Below are 18883 nucleotides of genomic sequence, written 5' to 3'. Positions count from 1 at the left end.
CAATTCCCACCTCCTCTTGTTTAGAGAAACAAGAACCCCTAAACCGAACGAACTTATGAATAATCTATCATGCCGGAGATTTTTTCCGGTTGCTGCCTGCGTGCTGCTTGCCATCGGTGAAGTGGCTGCACAAACCTCCCTTCCCCTTAGCTTCGGTGATGCCCTAAGGCAGATGCAAAACGGCAACCGCAGCCTGAAAATAGCTGACAAGGGAATTGAAGCCGCCCGTGCGGAACGTGACAAACTGAATGCCCTCTGGTACCCCTCCCTGCAAGGTGCCGGTACGTTCGTGCATCTTTCCGAAAAGATAGAGGTAAAACAGCCCCTTTCCCAGTTCACCGACCCGGCAAAAGACTTTGTGCACAACATCGTGCCGGACGACCAATTCATCAGCAGCATACTCGACCAGATAGGCTCCCATACCCTCGCTTTTCCACTGGCTCCACGCAACCTGACTTCCGTCGGCCTGACCGCCGAATGGGTCGTATTCTCCGGCGGCAAGCGCATCCGGGCCTCGAAGATAGGCAACACCATGATAGACATCGCCCGCGAAAACCGGGGACAGACCGATGCCACGCAACGCACCCTGCTGGCAGAAAGCTACTTCGGGCTGAAACTTGCGCAAGAGGTAGTACGCGTGCGGCAGGAGACCTACAACAGCCTGCAACGCCATTACCAGAATGCCCTTAAACTGGAAGCTGCCGGCATGATAGACAAGGCAGGCCGGCTCTTTGCCCAAGTGAATATGGATGAAGCTGCCCGTTCACTGGAGGCTGCCCGGAAGGAGGCCTCCGTCGTGCAAAGTGCCCTGCGCACCCTGCTCAACCTGCAAGACACATGCAGCATCCATCCTACTTCGGAGCTTTTCATCAACGACCAACTGCCCGCCAAAGAGGAGTTCCTGCAAGCCATGCGGGTGGAGAACTACACCGTGAACCAACTGCAACTGCAGTCACAGATTGCCCGCCAGCAGCTCCGCATCGACCAGAGCGGCTACCTGCCGGACATCGCCGTATTCGGCAAGCAGACCCTCTATGCCCACGGCATACAAAGCAACCTCGTCCCCCGCACCATCGTAGGCGTGGGATTCACCTGGAACCTGTTCGACGGACTGGCACGTGAGAAGCGCATCCGCCAGTCGAAGATAGCCCAACAGACCCTTGCCCTGGGACAAGAAAAAGCCAAAGAAGACCTGAGCGTAGGCATCGACAAGCTCTACACCCAACTGCAAAAGGCACAAGACAACGTACGCGCCTTGAATACCACCATCGAACTGAGCGAAGAGCTGGTGCGAATCCGCAAGAAATCCTTTACCGAAGGCATGGCAACCAGTACCGAGGTCGTAGATGCGGAAACGATGCTGGCAACCGTCCGCGTGGCGCGTCTGGCAGCCTACTACGAATATGATGTGGCACTGATGAACCTGCTGGCTATCTGCGGAACGCCGGAACGGTTCGAGAAATATTTCGAGACAACTTATTAAAACCTACCCTTTATGAAAATCAATAATAAAAGCATCAGCATTGCATTCGTCATTATCCTGGCCGCAACGGTCATCATTTCGCTTGCCGGCATATTACTCATGAGCCGGCAGCCCCTGGTCCTGCAAGGACAAGTGGAAGCAACGGAAATACGTATCAGCGGAAAGCTGCCCGGACGTGTGGACTCCTTCCTCGTACAAGAGGGCGACTGGGTGAAGGCAGGCGATACGCTTGTCGTCATCAACAGCCCCACCATCGAAGCCAAATACCGCCAGGTGAATGCCCTGGAGCAGGTGGCCCAGGAGCAGAACAAGAAGATAGACGCCGGTACCCGCCGCCAGATTGTGGCCACCGCCCGGCAACTCTGGAACAAGACGCAGAGCGACCTTGCCCTCGCCAAGACCACTTACCAGCGCATTGTAACGCTTTATAAGGACAGTGTCGTCACCTCCCAGCGGCGTGACGAGGTGGAAGCCATGTACAAAGCCGCCCAAGCCGCCGAACGTGCCGCCTACGAGCAATACCAGATGGCCGTAGACGGAGCGCAGAGCGAGGACCGCGCCTCGGCCCGCAGCCTGGTGGAAGCGGCGCGAAGCACCGTCGATGAAGTCTCCTCCCTCCTCGTCGACTCCCGCCTGACTGCTCCCGAAGACGGCCAGATAGCCACCATCTTCCCCAAACGCGGAGAGCTGGTGGCCCCCGGCACTCCCATCATGAGCCTTGTCGTGATGGACGATGCACACGTGGTACTGAACATACGCGAGGACCTGATGCCGCAGTTCAAGATGGGAGGCACTTTCCGTGCCGATGTCCCCGCCATCGACGGCAAGGACATTGAATTCCGCATCTATTACATCAGTCCGCTGGGCAGCTTCGCCACCTGGAAATCCACCAAACAGACGGGCAGCTATGACATGCAGACGTTCGAGATACACGCACGTCCCACACAGCAGGTAGAGGGATTGAGACCGGGGATGTCCGTACTTTTAAAAATGAAGAATGAAAAATGAAAGATAAAGAATTTGGCTGCGCAATGAAAGCGCTTCGCATGGTTATCCGTCGCGAATGGCACCGCATGACCTCCCGCCGTCTATACCTCGGCGTCTGCGTCGTGCTACCCTTACTCTGTCTGTTCTTCATGGCCACCATCTTCGGAAACGGACAGATGGAGAACATTCCCGTGGGTATCGTCGACCTGGACAACACTGCCACTTCGCGCAATATCTCCCGGCGCATCTCTGCCGCCCCCACCTTCCGTGTGACGGAGCACTTCACCGACGAAGCCGACGCCCGCCGGGCATTGCAACAGAAGGACATATACGGCTACCTCGTCATCCCGCCCCGCTTCGAACAGAAGGCGGTGACGGGAACTGGCGCAACGCTCACCTATTATTACCACTATGCCCTTCTTTCGGTAGGCAGCGAGCTGATGGCGGCGTTCGAGAATACGCTTGCCCCCGTGGCGCTCTCGCCCATCGTGATGCAGGCCGAAGCTCTGGGAGTCAGCGGAGAACAGATACAGACCTTTCTGCTCCCCGTAGAAGCCAGTACCCATCCCCTCTACAATCCGGACATGGACTACTCCATCTACCTGAGCCAGCCTTTCTTTTTCGTACTGTTCCAGATACTCATCCTGCTCACCACCGTCTACTCCATAGGCAGCGAACTGAAATTCGGCAGCGCCGGCGAATGGCTGGAGATGGCACGAGGCAATATCCTCACTGCCGTAGCAGGGAAACTGCTGCCCTATACCCTCATCTTCTCGTCCATCGGTATCCTGGCAAACTATGTACTGTTCGGCCCGCTACATATCCCCTCCGCTGGCAGTCTGTGGCTGATGAATGCAGTGACCGTGCTCTTCATCATCGCTACCCAGGCATTGGCGGTCTTTATCTATTCTGTCTTTCCCAAGATTGCCTATATCATCAGTGTAGTATCCATGGTGGGGTCGTTGGGGGCTACGCTGTCCGGAGTCACGTTTCCCGTTACAGCCATGTATGCGCCCGTGCATGCGGCCTCCTACCTCTTCCCCGTGCGGCACTTCACGGAGGCGGCACAAGCCATGATTTACTTCGATGCAGGGTTTGCCTACTTCTGGCAGTCGGTAGCTACACTCTTCATCTTCCTATTGACGGCACTGCTGATACTGCCGTTGCTGAAATGGTGGATAAAAAAAGAGATAAGGGAAGAAGCAATCTCCGCCTCCCCATCACCTTGCCCACCTACCGCATTGTCAACAGCTTCCGTCATCCGCCACGAGTGGCATGCCATCGCCACCAATCCCGCCATCCTGCTCGTGCTGGCAGGCGGTATCTTCCTCTACGGACTGCTCTACAACTACATGTACGCCCCCAACCTGGTGCGCAAGGCTCCTGTCGCAGTGGTAGACCTCTCCCACTCTGCCCTCAGCCGCGAATACATCCGACTGCTCGACGCCACTCCCCAGACCGCCGTCTACGGCCAGACACCCAACATCCTCGAAGCCCGCCAATGGATGAAGCAGGGCGACGTGGCAGGCATCCTTTACCTGCCTGCCGACTTCGAGGCACGTGTGGCACGGGGCGAAACTTCGGTCTTCGTACTCTATGCCGCCACGGACGCTTTCCTCAACTTCAAAGGACTGCAAGAATCCAGTGCGCGCGTCATGCTTGCCGTGAACGATGCCCACCGCATGGAGGGCACCGTATTCCTACCTCCGCAAGGGTTGCTGGCAGTGGCTTCGTCCGCTCCCGTCAGCGTGTCCGGCACGGCGCTCTACAACTATACGGAGGGCTACGGTTCCTATCTGATTCCCGCCGTCCTAATTGTCATCATCTTCCAGACGATGCTGATGGTGATTGCCATGCTAACGGGCGAGGAAGCGGAAGCCCGAAGAAAAGGAATACGGCTGATGCGTGCCGACTCATTGAAGGATACATTACGGATTGTCGGGGGCAGGACCTTCGTATACTTCATGCTGTATGTGGTGTTCTCCCTATTCCTGCTGGGACTGCTGCCGCATCTGTTCAGCATCCCCCACATCGGCAGCGGAGGAGACATCGTCACAATGATGATACCCTTCCTGCTGGGCACGAGTTTCCTTGCCCTGGCCGTCTCCCGCTGGTTTACAGACTCCGAAGCGCCGTTACTGATGATAGCCTTCTTCTCTGTGGGCTATATCTTCCTTTCGGGCGTGTCCTATCCGCTGGAGCTGATGCCATGGTATTGGCAGGCAGCCCACTATCTGTTTCCGGCAGGTCCTGCCGTACTTGCTTTTGTAAAACTGAATTCAATGGGTGGAACGCTGGCCGACGTATGGCCGCAGATGCTGACGATGTGGATACAAGTATTGGTCTATGGAACTTTGGCGCTCTGCACTACACGCCACCTCTACGGAAAAGGAAAAGTGAAGGCATAAAAAAAGGCTATCTATCCCAGACAGCCAATCTTTTGTTAACCTTAAATCTAATACTATGAAAAACACATTGCAAATGTACGGACTTCCCCGAAATATCCAAAATTTCTGTCCATGACGGTCTCATTTATAACATGGTTTAATAGGAATATGCCGTTGTTAACAGATAGAGGCTGGTCAAATAAGAAATTTTCACTATCTTCATCCCCAAAATCGAACATCATAACTAAAGAATATTTTGCCATGATTCATACCATACTCGATACAGACCTTTACAAATTCACCACCTCGTATGCCTACATCAAATTGTTTCCCTATGCCATGGGCACTTTCAGCTTCAAGGACAGAGACGACACCGCCTATACGGACACGTTTCTGAAAGAACTGCAAGAGGCGGTGGACAGCCTGGCACAGACCGTACTTACTGCCGAAGAGCTGGAATACATGACCCGCCACTGCCGTTTCCTGCCGAGGGTCTATTGGGAGTGGCTCTCCTCCTTCCGCTTCCAGCCGGAGAAGGTAAGCATCCATCTGGACGAGGACCGGCACCTGAACATTGAAATCACGGACTATCTGTACAAGGCCACCCTTTACGAAGTCCCCCTGCTTTCTATCGTATCCGAAATAAAGAACCGTTCTTTGGGAAACGTGGCCGACATGGACGGCATACTCTGCAAACTGTCCGAAAAGGTGGCACTCTCCAACCGACACCAGCTGTATTTTTCAGAGTTCGGCACCCGGAGACGCTTCTCGTTCGAAGTGCAGGACAAAGTCATAGACCGTCTGAAGGAAGCCGCCGAATACTGTACCGGGACTTCCAACTGCCACTTCGCCATGAAATACGGCATGAAGCCTATGGGGACGCATCCGCATGAATGGTTCATGTTCCACGGCGCACAGTTCGGCTACAAACACGCCAACTACATGGCCTTGGAAAACTGGGTGAACGTGTACGACGGTGACTTGGGCATCGCACTGTCCGATACCTATACCTCCGGCATTTTCTTAAGTAACCTGAGCCGCAAGCAGGCCAAACTATTCGACGGTGTACGCTGCGACTCCGGCGATGAATTCGATTTCACCGACAAGCTCGTTGCCCGCTACCGCGAACTGGGCATCGACCCTACCACTAAAACCATCGTCTTCAGCAATGCGCTCGATTTTGGCAAGGCACTCGACATCCAGGAGCATTGCAGGGGCAAAATCCGCTGCTCCTTCGGCATCGGCACCAATCTGACGAATGATACCGGATTCAAGCCCTCCAACATCGTAATGAAACTGACGCAATGCAAGATGAACGTCAACCAGGAATGGCGCGAATGCGTGAAGCTGTCCGACGATGCAGGAAAGCATATCGGCAGCGAAGCGGAAGTACGGGCATGTCTGTATGATTTAAGGCTCGGACAGCAAATAGAACCCCTATGCTGAAAACAGCTTCCCGGCGGTTAGCGATAAGTGCTTACTGTCTTTTCCTTTTGTAGGCAAACTCTTGCCATTTCTCCTCCGGCCAGTCCTGCCGCTGCATCTCCATGCGGGCCATGACGAAGAACAAGTCCGAAAGGCGGTTGATGAAGCGCAGAATATCCTCGTTCACGGGGTCTTGGCGATGGAGTGTCCACAAACGGCGTTCGGCACGGCGGGCCACGGTACGGGCAAACTGCAGTTGGGCTGATATGGGAGTGCCACCAGGCAAAAGGAAGTAGCCGTTGTCCGTCATCAGCAGGACGGTCATGGCATCCATCTCCTGCTCACAGCGCAGCGTGAGCTCTGCGGCAGAAAGCGGATTAGGGTTCACCACTCCCGAGGGAGTGGCCACATGGCTCATCACCACCATCAGTTCCCGCTGGACAGCATGCAGCAACTCCTGCCATCCATCTTCTGCCGCCAGCATGGAGCGCACGATACCAATCACGGCATTCAATTCATCAAGGCATCCGTTTGCCTCGATACGGATGTCATCTTTCGGCACACGCGCGCCACCATGAATACCCGTTGTTCCTTTGTCTCCAGTTTTGGTATAGACTCTTTTCATTCTCTATTTGATAAGGAACTGTGCCCACTGCGGGATTTCCTCTACATATTGTTTGAAGAGGGTCCCGTTTACAGTGCGGAACAATAATCGAGGAATTTGATTTTCTATTGAATTATCGTAGACATATACCCTATCAACCAAGGATATTGCTTTGCCTATATTCAATAACGATTTATAATAACGGGAAATAATTTTGGAAATGGGAACTTCATGCCCTCCATTCAAATAGCGCTGTGTAATACGCCGTACATTTATCTCAGGATTATTTGTACAGACAAAAAAAATGCGAATAAAAAATCCTGCTTTTTTTGCTTCTTCAACAAATGCAAGTTTTTCGTCTGAGGAAAAGACTGTTTCAAATACAAAATCTTGCCTTTTCCTTAAACACTCATAACGCATTTTAGTCGCCAATTCTGCTGCCTTCAATACTGCAACGGGAGAATTCCAATCACCATATTGTTCTTGCGCTATATTATCAGGATTAATGTAAAGGCTATTTTCTGCCCATTCATTATGAAGCAGTTGCACTGTCGTAGAAGTTTTACCCGAACCATTCGGACCAGCTACTATACAAAGTGTCGGATTTTTTTCGTTCATCACATGGATATATCACTTACATTTTTAGCTCTATATGCTTTCAATTTTTCTCTCACCTCTTGCATTCTCCGCTCCAATTCTCTTTTTGCCTTGCGAGAACTTTCACGGGCCGCAACAGCCACTTGTTCCATCAAAGCATGCAGTTGTTCATCAGTAGGGTCTTCCAAAGAAGACAAGCGATAAGTATTCAGTTTCATAATCATAATATATTTAAATGAAAACAAAGATACTCCACTATTTCGAGAACACAAACGAAATTACATAAAATATCAATGCGCTATCCGGACTTTTTCATAATGAATTCAAACTTAGATTAGAACTGTTTTTAATCAAGGAATGATTAAAAAGCAAAAAACGGCCGGACATGCCATACAGAAGTCTTATTATATCCTTGTAAACAAACCCTTTCCCATTTGTATAAGGGATCATCGATATGCCAGAGAAGCATCCAGTTTCTATCTTTATCATATTGAGAACTGCAACTGAAACCAAGTCTGTAGTTCACGTTAAACTGCGGTAACGATTTACCAACTTTGGATAACTGTCCTTCTAATTTATCTAACGTTTCCTGTCCCCACTTTTCATCTTGTAAACCATTACCGGTATTGTGTTGGAAGTTTTCCGGAGATCTTCCACAAATATTCACCAACATATCAAACCATTGCCCTATACTTGGCAGAAACCACGGACTGCGTTCAATCCCATCCGGTACCTTATTGCTGTTATTGTAAGTTTTCACCAGATAAAAAGCACGACAGTCGCTTACAAAAGATGCATCACCCTCATGATTTGCCAGCATCTGTAAAGTTTCAGAGTAGCCATTCATGTTATTCTTGATTCTACTAAAATCATGCTTTGACTTTACATCAGCTATTGATATTGTGTCAATACCCACTTCGATTAAATCCACCGGTCCCCAATTCCCTTCTTTCAAACTATCCAACATCATCACATAGGCATGATTCCATCCCTTTTCATTGCACTTCTTGTCTGTCATCCTTTCCGGATCGCAAGTAATTACCATTCCGATAGCATTTTTATAATCATAGATTTTCCCATCTTCTTCCAACATTCCATTTCCTGGATGTACCTCTATTCTTCTATCGATTTCGTTCTGAAAGATAAAATCCCCGGGATAAAGCTTTCTTTCTATACTTCCTTTACCGGGTACGGGACTGATAACTTTCAGAGTATAGCATTTTCCAGAAACAAGAGTAATGGAGCTGCCCGAATAATTTATCTTTATATTCGTATCATCTCTTCCATTGGTAGTCGTATAGTTTCCGGTAACCCGTGCATTTGCTTGTGGCGGAACAATGGCACAATATTTCAAAGAATCTATCTGATATGGAGTAATACCATTCAGACTCACATTAATAGCTACCGAGTCTGTTCCTAAAACCCTCGATTCCATATGGTAAACAAAGCCTGCCTTTTCAGGAGCAAAACAACCTACGTATACTTGCGGTTGCAACACAAGCAATGCAAACTGGTGTTGAAACTGCAAGCTCAAGATTATTCCGGAAGAATTGTCAATAGCAGGTACGCCGGTGGCAATCAACAAGTCGCTGACAATATGCTTTTCTGTTGTGGACTGGTCTTTCGAAGGTTGCAGTTTTTCATTCCCGGTCAGTGAGGCAATAGCTCCGTCCATACCCTTTGAGACATCTATTGTGATATTCCTCCTATATGGATAGTATGCGACATAACTCACTCCATCATACCAATAAAGTGTACCATTTCCCACCGGATTCCAACTGCCGCTTGACCTATTGTAAACCAATTTGGCATTATCAATATCATCCATTATAGCACCGTCCTTTATGGCAAAAACACCAATCGAATCACCATCGACAAACTCCATTTTAAGATGTTCATCCTTTACAGAGGTACGTGTAGAGGACTTTCCTGCATGGGATAACTCTTCAAAATCAGCTACTATAGCCCGGATTGTAAAGGGGACTCCCTCACAGCCCGTAGACCTTTTCTCTATCGCAAAGATACAAACAAATTTGGAATATAAATATGCAGAAATACCGGGACTTTTCAAGCAAAACATGAAAGGAAAAAGAAGGAAAGTCCAGCAGATTCAAAAGATGTTTTACAAGATTAGGCTCCACCGAACAAAGACATCACATCCATCTCGCCCCAATACAGATGTGTATAGCTGGCAATCAGGTTCTTATAACGAAAAATGGGAGTAGCGACCTTCTCTCCTCTGGCATTGAAAACCTGCACTATCGAGGGAGTAAGACTGTACGCACCACTTTCTTTTCCACCAGCTTCGGGCACAGCAAGCTGCGTATAATGGAATTCGTGTCCTTTAAGCCGCCATCCGTTATAGTCGAATCGACGGTATCCCAATGTCAGTTTCCTGCGTTTACGCTCGTTCGTGATGCTGAAAGGTAATACTCCCACCATCTCATTTCCGACATTGCTTACACTGTTCCCGGTGCTTCTTCCGTCTGTATCACTGCCTCCCCCGTCCGTATCCCCATCAGAAAGAACGGACTGCGAAAGATATATCATCCCCCCGCATTCTGCCAGCGTCCTGCCACCAGCCTCTATATAGCTGCGGATAGACTCCCTGGCAAGCCTTGCCCCGGCAAGTTCCTCCAGACGGTTCTCGGGATAGCCGCCGGGCAGATAGAGCAAATCCGTCTCTTGCGGAATAGCCCGGTCCTGCTCCGGATTGAAGAAAGTGACCGTGCCCATACAGCGCAGAATATCCAGATGCTCCGCATAGAGGAAGGAAAAGGACTCTTCGTTGCGCGCTACCGAGATATGCAGCTTCCCCGGCTCTGATAGTACCGACTTCTCCTCCACAGCCGCCGCAGGCAATGGAAGCCCGATTGTCGAGAGTAGCAGTTCCCAGTCCACATGTTCCTCCAGCAAGCCTGCCAGCATGTCCAGCCCCTCCGTCTCCTTAGAACGGCTGAAATCCAGCCCCAGATGGCGTGACTCCTGCTCCAGTTCCTTCCGTTTGGGCAGATAGCCCAGACAAGTCACGTTCAAGTCTTCACAGACCTCCTGCAGCATCCGGTAGTGGTGGGGTGAGCCGACACGATTGAAGATAACTCCCGCAATACGTATATCCGGACGGAAATTGATGAACCCCGACAACAAAGGAGCCATGGAATAGGCAGCCGACTTGGCATCGACCACCAGCACCACAGGAATACCCAAGAGCCGTGCCACTTCTGCCGATGAGCCCCGGTCGCGGTCGTACCCGTCGTACATCCCCATCATCCCCTCGACCACGGCAACATCAGCATCTGCCGAATAGCGTGCATACAGACTGCGGACATGCTCCGGAGATGCCATGAAAGTATCCAGATTGATGGAAGGACGGCCACATACCGCCTCGTGATACTTAGTATCTATATAATCGGGACCGCACTTGAAAGGCTGCACCTTCAGACCTTTCTTCACAAACAATGCCATCAGTCCACGACTGACGGTGGTCTTTCCACTGCCCGATGTAGGGGCGGCTATGAGAAACTGAGGAATGGAATCCATTATGAAGCTATCAAATTAAATATTTTCCTCCTGCAAAGGTAAGCATATCTCCGACAAAAGTTTTATCTTAGCTGCGAAAATAAAACATACCACCATGATAACCGAAGAACTTAAGAAACTCTACATCGCACATACCGGACACGAACCGGAACAGATTGACGAACTCCCCTCCTCCGGCTCCAACCGCCGTTACTTCCGCCTCATCGGAAGTCCTACACTTATCGGCGTCAGCGGAGAGTCTGTGGAGGAGAACCGCGCCTTCCTCTACATGGCAGAACATTTCCGCCAGAAAGGACTGCCCGTACCGCAAGTGTTCATCCGCTCCGAAGATGATATCTATTATCTGCAAGAAGACCTGGGCGACTCGCTCCTATTCAATGCCATCGAGAAAGGCCGCAAGACCAGCGTATTCGGTGAGGAAGAGAAACAGTTGCTGCGCAAGACCATCCGTCTGCTACCCGCCGTACAGTTTGCCGGAGCCGACGGCATGGACTTCTCCTACTGCTACCCGCAGGCAGAGTTCAATAGCCGCAGCATTCTGTGGGACTTGAACTACTTTAAATACTGCTTCCTCAAGGCTACGGGAATGGACTTCCAGGAAGACCGGCTGGAAGACGACTTCCAGAAGATGGCAGACGTGTTGCTCCGTAGCAGCTCCGCCACCTTCATGTACCGCGACTTCCAGAGCCGTAACGTTATGATAAAGGACGGCGAACCGTGGCTCATCGACTTCCAGGGCGGACGCAAAGGTCCGGTCTACTACGACGTTGCCTCCTTCTTGTGGCAGGCCAAAGCAAACTATCCCGACAGCCTGCGCCAAGAGTTGCTGAAGGAATACATCGACGCCCTGCGCAAGTACCAGCCCGTGGACGAGGCTTATTTCTATGCCCAGCTTCGCCACTTCGTATTGTTCCGCACCATGCAGGTGCTGGGTGCCTATGGTTTCCGCGGTTACTTCGAGAAGAAGCCCCACTTCATACAAAGTGTCCCCTTCGCCATCGAGAACCTTCGCCAACTGCTCCAAGAACCTTATCCAGAATATCCCTACCTCTGCCGGATTCTGCGCGAACTCACCGATCTGAAACAGTTTACAGACGACCTGCAAAAGCGTCGCCTCGTGGTGAAAGTCACCAGCTTTGCCTACAAAAAAGGTATCCCCGAAGATTCCACGGGCAACGGAGGAGGTTTCGTCTTTGACTGCCGCGCTGTGAACAACCCCGGCAAGTACGAGCGTTACAAACCCTTCACGGGACTGGACGAACCCGTTATCCGCTTCCTGGAAGACGACGGCGAGATAGCCGTATTCCTGGAGCATGCCTACGCCCTTGTCGACGCTTCCGTGAAGCGCTACATGGAACGCGGCTTCACCAATCTGTCTGTCTGCTTCGGCTGCACCGGCGGACAGCACCGCTCCGTATATTCGGCACAACACCTGGCGGAACATCTGCACAAGAAGTTCGGCGTGCAAGTGAACCTGATACATAGAGAACAGAATATTGAACAGACGTTTAAGGCCAAAGTTTAATGTGCTAATGTGAGAATATGCCAATATGAAAGCCATGATTTTCGCCGCCGGCCTGGGCACCCGGTTGCGCCCCTTGACGGACAACATGCCCAAGGCCCTCGTTCCCGTAGCAGGAAAGCCCATGCTGGAACGGGTGATACTGCGGTTGAAGGAAGCAGGATTCAACGAGATAACGGTCAATATCCACCACTTCGGGGAGCAGATTATCGACTTCCTCCGTGCCCACGACAACTTCGGCACGGAGATTCACATCAGCGACGAACGCGGCATGCTGCTCGACACCGGAGGAGGCATCAAAAAGGCACGCCCCTTTCTGGACGGACAAGAACCTTTCCTGGTGCACAACGCGGATATTCTGACGGACATTGACCTTGCAGGTCTCTACCGCCACCATCTGGAGAGCGATGCGGAGTCTACCCTGCTTGTGAGCGAGCGCAAGACTTCCCGCTATCTCCTTTTTGACGACGACTACCACCTGCACGGCTGGATAAACAAGTCCACCGGAGAGGTGAAACCGGCAGGCTTCGACTACCGGGAAACGAAGTACCGGGAACTCGCCTTCGGAGGTATCCACATCATCTCCCCCTCCCTCTTCCACCTGATGGACGATGGGCAGTGGAACGGCAAGTTCTCCATCATTCCTTTCTACTTGTCCGCCTGCACAAAGGTGCACATACAAGGCTATCCGCTGCAAGGATTCCGCTGGTTCGACATCGGCAAACCGGAGACACTGGCACAAGCGGAGGAATACTACAAACAAAAATAACAAGTAATGTAAAGCAGCCTAACATTACTTGTTAGCTCCCTTTACATTACTTGTTATCAAATCAACCTATGTACCATAGATTATCTATGGTGAAACTACGCCAACGCCAGTATCAGCAACTGAGCCGTCAGCACCCGCAGGAACATAGCCAGCGGATAGACTGTGGCGTATCCCACCGCAGGGGCATCGCAGGATGTCAAGTCCGAGGAATAGGCCAATGCAGGTGGATTGGTGTTAGCTCCGGACAGCACACCTATCAGCGTATAGTAGTTCAGCTTCCAGAAATAGCGCCCCATGAATCCTGTCACCAGCAACGGGACAACCGTGATGATGGCCCCATAGCCAATCCACACATAGCCGCCTTCGTAGATAATGGTATCGATGAATCCCTTTCCTGCACCCAACCCCACGCAGGCCAGGAACAAGGCGATACCGATTTCGCGTATCATCAGATTGGCACTCATCGTCGTGTAGGTTATCAGCTTATATTGAGGCCCGAAACGGCTGATGAGGATGGAAACCACCAACGGTCCGCCGGCCAGTCCCAGTTTCACGGGTTGGGGAATGCCGGGGAACATGAACGGCAGACTGCCCAAGATACATCCCAGGGCAATACCCAGGAAGATAGGAATCAAGTTGGGATGGTTGAGACGCTTCAGCGAGTTACCCAGCACCTTCTCCGCATGGCTCACGGCAAGCTCACTGCCTACAATCGTCACACGGTCTCCCATCTGCAACTGCAAGTGGGGAGTTGCCACCAGGTCCACGCCCGAACGGTTGATACGGGTGATGCAGGCACCGAAGTTGTTACGTATCTTGAGCTGAGACAGAGACTTGCCGTTCAGTTCCGGCTTGGTGATGAGGATGCGGCGTGAAATCAAGTTCTTGTCCTCCCGTTCCCACTCCACCGAAATTTTTCTTCCGAAGAAGGCAACAATGGCCTCCACATCTTTCGGGTTGGCAATGAACAGAATTTCATCCTGCATGTGCAGCACCGTATCGGCATTCGCCAGTTCTGTTTCCTGACTGCCGGTGTGCCGGATGCGGGAGATGACAAACGCACGGTTCAACAATGGTTTCACATCTCTGATCCGCTTGCCGTCTATTGCCTCATTGCGTATCTCTACCGATATGGGACGCACGGTCAGCTCCTGCAGATGACCCAGCCCGTGCTCGGCATCCTCCTCTTCTTTTTGGGTGTTAATCCGCATGAAAATCTTCAAGGCTAGCAGCGCCAGGATGCAGCCCACCACACCCAGCGGATAGGCAACGGCATATCCGAGTGCGATTTCCGGAGCATCCACCCCGTTGAGGTCACTGTTTGCCTGCTGGGCAGCACCCAGACCGGGGGTATTGGTCACGGCTCCGGACAAGATACCCACCATCGTAGTAATGGGGATTCCGGTGGCAAAGTGCAACACAATGGTGATAACCACGCTGAGGAAGACGGAAAGCATTGCTACCATGTTCAGCGTAAGTCCGCCCTTCTTGAAAGCGGAGAAGAATCCCGGTCCCACTTGCAGACCGATGGAATAGACAAACAGTATCAAGCCGAACTCCTTCAGGAAGTGCAGCAGATGTTCGTCGAGGTTCATGTCGAAATGTCCGAAGACAATGCCCACAAACAAAATCCAGGTGACACCCAGCGAGATGCCTGCCACCTTCAACTTGCCCAGCATGATACCGAAGGTGATGACCAGGGACAGAATTAGGACAGAGTGTGCCACTCCTCCGCCCCAAAGGTTGGGATAACCCTCAAAGAGGTTTCTTAATAGTTCCATAGTTTCTATCTTTAGTTTTTACTTTTCAGCCTTATTGTTTAATTCTTAATTCTCTATTTAAAAAGTGTATCCCCACAGAAATCACTTCTCCGGGGATACGCATTTCACACATAAAAAATAACTACTATTATAAAGGCATGTTGCCGTGCTTTTTCGGTGGATTGCTCTGATTCTTGTTGTGCGCCATCTCCAATGCCTGCACCAGCTTGTAGCGGGTGTCACGCGGCATGATGACCTCATCTATGAGGCCACGCTCGGCGGCGCGGTAAGGGTTGGAGAACTTGTCTTCATACTCCTTGATAATCTCCTGCTTCTCTTCGGCAGAGGACTTGCGGTAGAGGATGTTCACTGCACCCTCGGCACCCATCACGGCGATTTCCGCCTGCGGATAAGCCAGGTTCACGTCGGCACCCGTCGGTTTGCTGGACATCACGATGTAGGCGCCGCCGTATGCCTTGCGGGTAATCAGCGTTATCTTGGGCACGGTGGCCTCGGCATAGGCATAGACAATCTTGGCGCCGTGGCGGATGATGCCGTTGTGCTCCTGCATCGTTCCGGGCAAGAAGCCGGGAACATCTTCGAAGGTTATCAGCGGGATGTTGAAGCAGTCGCAGAAACGAATGAAACGTGCCGCCTTGTCGCTGGCATCAATATCGAGCACACCCGCCAAATAGGCAGGTTGGTTTGCCACGATACCTACCGAACGCCCGTTCAGACGACCGAAACCGATAACGACGTTCTTGGCAAAGTGAGGCATCACTTCGAAGAAGTACTGGTTGTCCAGCACCGGTTCTATAATATCCTTGATGTCATAGGGCATGTTCGGGTCCTCAGGAATGACGGTCTGAAGCGCCTCTACCCGGCGATGGATATCGTCGGAGCAGGGAGTGAAGGGAGCATCCTCCATATTGTTGGACGGCAGGAAGCTCAGCAGCTCGCGGATGCTCATCAGTGTCTCCTCCTCCGTATTGCACATGAAGTGGGTAACGCCGCTCTTGCTGCTATGCGTATAGGCACCGCCCAGTTCCTCCTTGTCCACCTCCTCGTGGGTCACGGTCTTTACCACGTCCGGACCGGTGATAAACATGTGGCTCTGCTCCTTTACCATGAAGATAAAGTCGGTAAGCGCCGGAGAGTAGCATGCCCCACCGGCACACGGACCCAGAATAGCGGATATCTGCGGAATGACACCCGACGCAATGGTGTTCTGATAGAAGATGGAGGCATAGCCTGCCAAGCTGTTCACACCTTCCTGGATGCGTGCGCCGCCCGAATCGTTGAGGGCAATGACGGGAGCACCGTTCTTCAGGGCAAGCTGCTGCACCTTTACAATCTTTGCGGCATTCGTCTCGCTGAGCGAACCGCCATGCGCCGTGAAGTCGTAGGCATAGACAAATACAAGGCGGCCGTCTATCTTTCCGTAACCGGACACCATGCCGTCTCCGGCAATCTGTTTCTTCTCCATGCCGAAGTTGGTGCAACGGTGGTTCACGAACTTGTCCAGCTCATTGAACGAGCCTTTGTCCAGCAGCATGTCAATACGTTCGCGGGCAGTCATGCGGCCGGAGGCGTGTTGTTTCTCTATCTTGTCTACGCCCCCACCCAGCGAGGCACGTTTATCCAGTTCCTCAAACTGGCGGTATATTTCTTCTCTGTTCATATTTGCATTTACAATTTAGTGATTTATAATATACGGACTGAATGCGACTCGGGATTATTCCTCCTTTATCAACTCCAATTCAATCAATACTTGGTTGGCATTTACCGGTTCGCCCTCGCTCACGAGGATGTTGCGGACGATGCAGTCGGCATTTACCTTATAGTTACTCTGCATCTTCATGGCTTCCAGCACCACGGCAATGTCTCCGGCAGCCAGTCGGTCGCCCACCTTGACGGGGATGCTCACTACCTTGCCCGGCATCGGCGCCAGAATCTTGTCGCCCTGCTTCTCGTCGGCTCCTTTCTTCATGTGCAGATACTTGGCTTGCGTGTCCACGATGTCCACATGAAAGGAACGCTGGAGCATGCTGATGTCATAACTCTTGCCGCCCTCGCCGCGCACAAGGCCTGCGTTGAACGAGTTTCCGTTGTGCAGGATGGAGCAACTTCCGTTCTCTGCCATCACAATGTCCACTTCGTAGGGCTTTCCGTCAATGGTAAGTTGTACCTTATTCCCTTCCTTACCCACCAGGGTAATGTCTGCGATACGGTCTCCTATATGTATTTCCATTATTAATTATCCATTATCAATTATCCATTCCTTAAATCCTGAGCACTCCCTTCTGCAAGCCAAATTCCCTCCAACGGCTGATGGGGCGGCCATCGGACAGCTGTGCCGAAACATTCTCCTCCAGATTGACCAGATAGTCCATATAGGCAGCTATCATGGCGATGTTCTCCAACTCTTCGTTGGCAGTGTTGGTACGTACCAGCATGCGGGCGTTCTTCTCGATAAAGAGGGTGTTGTACTCTCCCTTCACAAAGTCGGGCACGTGCATGATGCGCTTCAGATAGGCAAGGTTGGTCTTTACGCCCGTAATCTTGTACTCGTAGAGCACACGGCGCATACGCTCGATGGCATACTGGCGGGTGGTTGCCCATACGATGAGCTTACCTATCATAGGGTCGTAGTAGATGGGAATCTCATAGCCGTCGTACACGTAGCTATCAATGCGGACACCGATTCCGTTCGGTTCCGTCAGTTGCTTGATGACACCGGGAGACGGCATGAAGTTGTTTTCCGTATCTTCGGCACAGATGCGGCACTCTATAGCATGGCCGCGCTGGAACAGTTCCTCCTGCTTGAGGTGCAGCACCTCGTCGTTAGCAATGCGGATTTGCTCTTTCACCAGGTCCACGCCTACCACTTCTTCCGTGATGGGGTGCTCCACTTGCAAGCGCGTATTCATTTCGAGGAAGTAGAACCGACGGTTCTTGTCTACCAAAAACTCGATGGTACCTGCACCGGAGTAGTTCACTGCCTTGGCTGCGGCAACCGCCTTCTCCCCCATCTCCCGGCGCAATTCCGGCGTAAGGAAGGGTGACGGGCTTTCTTCTACCACCTTCTGATTGCGACGCTGCACGGAGCATTCGCGGTCGAAGAGGTGGATGACGTTGCCGTGGTTGTCGCCCAATATCTGGAACTCGATGTGGTGGGGTTCTTCCACGAACTTTTCCAGATAGACCGTGTCGTCTCCAAAGGAGGACATGGACTCGGAGCGTGCCGTGTTGTAGGCTTCCACCACTTCGCTCTCGTTATGGATAAGGCGCATACCTTTACCACCGCCACCCATAGACGCCTTCAGCATCACGGGATAACCTACCTCGTTGCAGATGCGCACGGCTTCTTCGGCACTCTGCAAAGGTTGTTCCGTTCCGGGAACCACGGGTACGCCTGCCGCAATCATTCGCTTGCGGGCAGCTATCTTGTCGCCCATCGCCTCCATCGTCTCGGCGGCGGGACCGATAAAGATAATCCCTTCCTCCTTGCAACGGCGTGCAAACTCCGAGTTCTCCGACAAAAAGCCGTAACCCGGATGGATGGCATCGGCACCGCATCGCTTTGCCGTGGCAATCACTTTTTCAATATTCAGATAACTCTCTTTTGCCACGGCCGGTCCTATCGGATAAGCCTCATCGGCATATGCCACATGATGAGAGGTGCGGTCGGCCTCGGAGAAGACCGCAACTGTAAGCAGTCCCATCTCCCGGCACGAACGCATGACGCGCAAGGCAATCTCACCTCTGTTGGCAATCAATACTTTCTTAATCATTTTACTTTTTCTTTA

15 protein-coding genes are annotated in these 18883 nt (G+C 51.8%); 6 read left to right on the top strand and 9 right to left on the bottom strand.

Translation table 11 applies throughout. The features are described from left to right. Positions 1-55 precede the first annotated feature (55 nt). The 4 genes from DW096_RS01360 to pncB all read left to right on the top strand — a co-directional run bounded on the left by DW096_RS01360 (position 56) and on the right by pncB (position 6303). Positions 56-1483 carry a TolC family protein gene (locus tag DW096_RS01360; RefSeq protein WP_117962423.1) on the top strand — a complete coding sequence of 476 codons (1428 nt, stop codon included), beginning with the start codon at positions 56-58 and terminating at the stop codon, positions 1481-1483. A gap of 12 nt (positions 1484-1495) precedes the next feature. Beyond that, entirely contained in the window at positions 1496-2491 is a 996-nt protein-coding gene (locus DW096_RS01355; protein ID WP_016273657.1) for an HlyD family secretion protein, read from the top strand. After that, on the top strand, positions 2488-4878 hold the full coding sequence (locus tag DW096_RS01350) for an ABC transporter permease (protein WP_117962421.1): 2391 nt from the start codon (positions 2488-2490) through the stop codon (positions 4876-4878). The genes DW096_RS01355 and DW096_RS01350 overlap by 4 nt, the downstream gene beginning before the upstream one ends. A gap of 240 nt (positions 4879-5118) precedes the next feature. Further along, positions 5119-6303: a nicotinate phosphoribosyltransferase gene (gene pncB / locus DW096_RS01340; protein ID WP_005829296.1), complete on the top strand. Its 1185-nt coding sequence runs from the start codon at positions 5119-5121 to the stop codon at positions 6301-6303. Between the two features lie 31 nt (positions 6304-6334). On the opposite strand, the gene DW096_RS01335 is transcribed toward pncB, so the two are convergent. From DW096_RS01335 to DW096_RS01315, 5 genes are all read right to left on the bottom strand, one after another. Continuing rightward, positions 6335-6907, bottom strand: coding sequence for a cob(I)yrinic acid a,c-diamide adenosyltransferase (locus tag DW096_RS01335; RefSeq protein ID WP_005836935.1), 573 nt, complete (start codon positions 6905-6907; stop codon positions 6335-6337). A 3-nt stretch (positions 6908-6910) separates the two neighbouring features. Further along, entirely contained in the window at positions 6911-7504 is a 594-nt protein-coding gene (locus DW096_RS01330) for a zeta toxin family protein (RefSeq protein WP_005829300.1), read from the bottom strand. Further along, complete coding sequence (locus DW096_RS01325) at positions 7504-7701, bottom strand: hypothetical protein (protein WP_005836934.1); 198 nt, start codon at positions 7699-7701, stop codon at positions 7504-7506. The genes DW096_RS01330 and DW096_RS01325 overlap by 1 nt, the downstream gene beginning before the upstream one ends. 143 nt (positions 7702-7844) lie before the next feature. Next, a complete protein-coding gene (locus DW096_RS01320) occupies positions 7845-9563 on the bottom strand; it encodes a fimbrillin family protein (RefSeq protein ID WP_117962419.1) in 1719 nt (572 codons plus the stop codon). Positions 9564-9613: 50 nt separating this feature from the next. After that, positions 9614-11023: a cobyrinate a,c-diamide synthase gene (locus tag DW096_RS01315; protein ID WP_009038538.1), complete on the bottom strand. Its 1410-nt coding sequence runs from the start codon at positions 11021-11023 to the stop codon at positions 9614-9616. A gap of 94 nt (positions 11024-11117) precedes the next feature. On the opposite strand from DW096_RS01315, the gene DW096_RS01310 reads away from it, so the two are divergent. After that, the gene (locus tag DW096_RS01310; RefSeq protein ID WP_009038539.1) at positions 11118-12548 is read left to right on the top strand and encodes an RNase adapter RapZ; all 1431 of its coding nucleotides are present in this window, start codon (positions 11118-11120) and stop codon (positions 12546-12548) included. A 25-nt stretch (positions 12549-12573) separates the two neighbouring features. Next, complete coding sequence (locus DW096_RS01305) at positions 12574-13314, top strand: nucleotidyltransferase family protein (RefSeq protein WP_009038540.1); 741 nt, start codon at positions 12574-12576, stop codon at positions 13312-13314. A gap of 95 nt (positions 13315-13409) precedes the next feature. On the opposite strand, the gene DW096_RS01300 is transcribed toward DW096_RS01305, so the two are convergent. The 4 genes from DW096_RS01300 to accC form a co-directional block, all read right to left on the bottom strand. Beyond that, a complete protein-coding gene (locus DW096_RS01300) occupies positions 13410-15095 on the bottom strand; it encodes a putative transporter (protein WP_009038541.1) in 1686 nt (561 codons plus the stop codon). Positions 15096-15222: 127 nt separating this feature from the next. Further along, positions 15223-16755: an acyl-CoA carboxylase subunit beta gene (locus DW096_RS01295; RefSeq protein WP_009038542.1), complete on the bottom strand. Its 1533-nt coding sequence runs from the start codon at positions 16753-16755 to the stop codon at positions 15223-15225. Positions 16756-16809: 54 nt separating this feature from the next. Next, positions 16810-17325 carry a biotin/lipoyl-containing protein gene (locus tag DW096_RS01290; protein WP_005836686.1) on the bottom strand — a complete coding sequence of 172 codons (516 nt, stop codon included), beginning with the start codon at positions 17323-17325 and terminating at the stop codon, positions 16810-16812. A gap of 31 nt (positions 17326-17356) precedes the next feature. Next, positions 17357-18868, bottom strand: a complete 1512-nt coding sequence (accC, locus tag DW096_RS01285) for an acetyl-CoA carboxylase biotin carboxylase subunit (protein ID WP_057252490.1) — start codon at positions 18866-18868, stop codon at positions 17357-17359. Positions 18869-18883: the final 15 nt, after the last annotated feature.

This window comes from Bacteroides sp. AM07-18, assembly GCF_003602695.1.
GTDB classification, from domain to species: Bacteria; Bacteroidota; Bacteroidia; order Bacteroidales; family Bacteroidaceae; genus Bacteroides; species Bacteroides uniformis.
Note: the sequence above shows the minus strand (reverse complement) of the source record. Positions and strands in the feature narration are given on the sequence as shown.

What these genes read in the sequence shown, in the direction of transcription:
- DW096_RS01305 (WP_009038540.1), top strand. Translation starts at nt 12,574, where the DNA reads ATGAAAGCCATGATTTTCGCCGCCGGCCTGGGCACCCGGTTGCGCCCC.
- DW096_RS01300 (WP_009038541.1), bottom strand. Translation starts at nt 15,095, where the DNA reads ATGGAACTATTAAGAAACCTCTTTGAGGGTTATCCCAACCTTTGGGGC.
- DW096_RS01290 (WP_005836686.1), bottom strand. Translation starts at nt 17,325, where the DNA reads ATGGAAATACATATAGGAGACCGTATCGCAGACATTACCCTGGTGGGT.
- accC (WP_057252490.1), bottom strand. Translation starts at nt 18,868, where the DNA reads ATGATTAAGAAAGTATTGATTGCCAACAGAGGTGAGATTGCCTTGCGC.
- DW096_RS01315 (WP_009038538.1), bottom strand. Translation starts at nt 11,023, where the DNA reads ATGGATTCCATTCCTCAGTTTCTCATAGCCGCCCCTACATCGGGCAGT.
- DW096_RS01350 (WP_117962421.1), top strand. Translation starts at nt 2,488, where the DNA reads ATGAAAGATAAAGAATTTGGCTGCGCAATGAAAGCGCTTCGCATGGTT.
- DW096_RS01325 (WP_005836934.1), bottom strand. Translation starts at nt 7,701, where the DNA reads ATGAAACTGAATACTTATCGCTTGTCTTCTTTGGAAGACCCTACTGAT.
- DW096_RS01295 (WP_009038542.1), bottom strand. Translation starts at nt 16,755, where the DNA reads ATGAACAGAGAAGAAATATACCGCCAGTTTGAGGAACTGGATAAACGT.
- DW096_RS01310 (WP_009038539.1), top strand. Translation starts at nt 11,118, where the DNA reads ATGATAACCGAAGAACTTAAGAAACTCTACATCGCACATACCGGACAC.
- DW096_RS01360 (WP_117962423.1), top strand. Translation starts at nt 56, where the DNA reads ATGAATAATCTATCATGCCGGAGATTTTTTCCGGTTGCTGCCTGCGTG.
- pncB (WP_005829296.1), top strand. Translation starts at nt 5,119, where the DNA reads ATGATTCATACCATACTCGATACAGACCTTTACAAATTCACCACCTCG.
- DW096_RS01320 (WP_117962419.1), bottom strand. Translation starts at nt 9,563, where the DNA reads ATGTTTTGCTTGAAAAGTCCCGGTATTTCTGCATATTTATATTCCAAA.
- DW096_RS01355 (WP_016273657.1), top strand. Translation starts at nt 1,496, where the DNA reads ATGAAAATCAATAATAAAAGCATCAGCATTGCATTCGTCATTATCCTG.
- DW096_RS01330 (WP_005829300.1), bottom strand. Translation starts at nt 7,504, where the DNA reads ATGAACGAAAAAAATCCGACACTTTGTATAGTAGCTGGTCCGAATGGT.
- DW096_RS01335 (WP_005836935.1), bottom strand. Translation starts at nt 6,907, where the DNA reads ATGAAAAGAGTCTATACCAAAACTGGAGACAAAGGAACAACGGGTATT.